We start from the raw sequence: 1,415 nt of genomic DNA, 5'->3' as shown, positions 1-1,415 counted from the left end.
GTTATTCATCACTTCCGCAGGCTTCCATACTAAAACAATAATTACTTAATAATTGGCGACCAAAATAGCTAATAACTGGCTTGCTAAATAAGCGCTGAGCCTACTTAACAAGCATCACATCACATCACGTCAAATCAAACTACTATTAACCAAAGTTGATGCCTTGTGCCAGTGGCAGCTCAGTTGAGTAGTTCACCGTATTGGTCTGACGACGCATATATGCTTTCCATGCGTCCGAACCTGATTCACGACCACCGCCGGTTTCTTTTTCGCCGCCGAATGCGCCGCCAATCTCAGCGCCACTGGTGCCGATGTTGACGTTGGCGATACCGCAATCACTACCGCGGTCGCTGAGGAAAGTTTCAGCTTCACGTAAGTCATTGGTAAAGATACAAGATGACAGCCCTTGTGGCACATCGTTTTGCATTGCTAGCGCATCGTCAAATTCTTTATAAGGCATGACATATAAAATCGGCGCAAACGTCTCACTACGTGCTACGTCATTTTGCTCATCAAGCTCAACAATCGCAGGGGTCACATAATAAGCATCAGGGAATTTATCCATCAGCACCCGTTCACCGCCTGTGACTTTACCTCCAGTCTTACGGGCTTTTTCTAACGCCGCTTGCATGTTATTAAAGCTGTCTTCATCAATCAGTGGACCGACCAAACTGCCTTCGAGCGGATGACCGATGCTCACCGTCTCATAAGCAGACTTAACGCGCGGTAAGATATCGTCTTTGACCGACTCATGAACGAACAGACGGCGTAAGGTGGTGCAACGCTGACCTGCCGTTCCCACTGCAGAGAATAGAATGCCACGTAGTGCCAAATCTAAATCGGCAGTGGGTGCCAAAATCATGGCGTTATTACCACCAAGCTCAAGCAAACATTTACCAAAACGCTCAGCGACTTTAGGTCCTACTTCTCGGCCCATTCGCGTACTGCCGGTGGCACTGACTAAAGAGATATCTTTGTTTTCAACCAACGCATTACCGATATCGGTTTTGCCCAATATGATTTGCGATAAATGTGCTGGTGCTTCACCAAATTTTGCCAGGGCTTTTTCAAATAACGCTTGGCACGCTAAGGCGACAAGTGGGGTTTTTTCTGAAGGTTTCCAGATGACAGGGTTGCCACAGACGATGGCCAGTGCCGTATTCCAAGACCAAACGGCGACTGGGAAGTTAAAGGCAGAGATGACGCCGATGACGCCAAGTGGATGCCATGTCTCACGCATGTGGTGACCCGGGCGTTCTGAGGCGATGGTTAGACCATAAAGCTGACGCGATACGCCCACGGCAAAGTCACAGATATCAATCATTTCTTGGACTTCGCCAAGGCCTTCTTCTTTGATTTTTCCGGCTTCTAATGATACTAAGATACCTAGGTCTTCTTTGTGCTCACGCAGGACT

The 1,415-nt window shown here is 47.9% G+C and carries 1 protein-coding gene; it reads right to left on the bottom strand.

What is annotated here, in order from left to right:
- Positions 1–145 precede the first annotated feature (145 nt).
- A partial coding sequence (locus tag B2575_RS12915; protein ID WP_296242526.1) for an aldehyde dehydrogenase family protein occupies positions 146–1,415 on the bottom strand: 1,270 nt, incomplete at its 5' end.

It is taken from the genome of Psychrobacter sp. UBA6739 (assembly GCF_002453835.1).
Taxonomy (GTDB): Bacteria; Pseudomonadota; Gammaproteobacteria; order Pseudomonadales; family Moraxellaceae; genus Psychrobacter; species Psychrobacter immobilis_A.
This window is presented reverse-complemented; position numbering and strand designations above follow the sequence as displayed.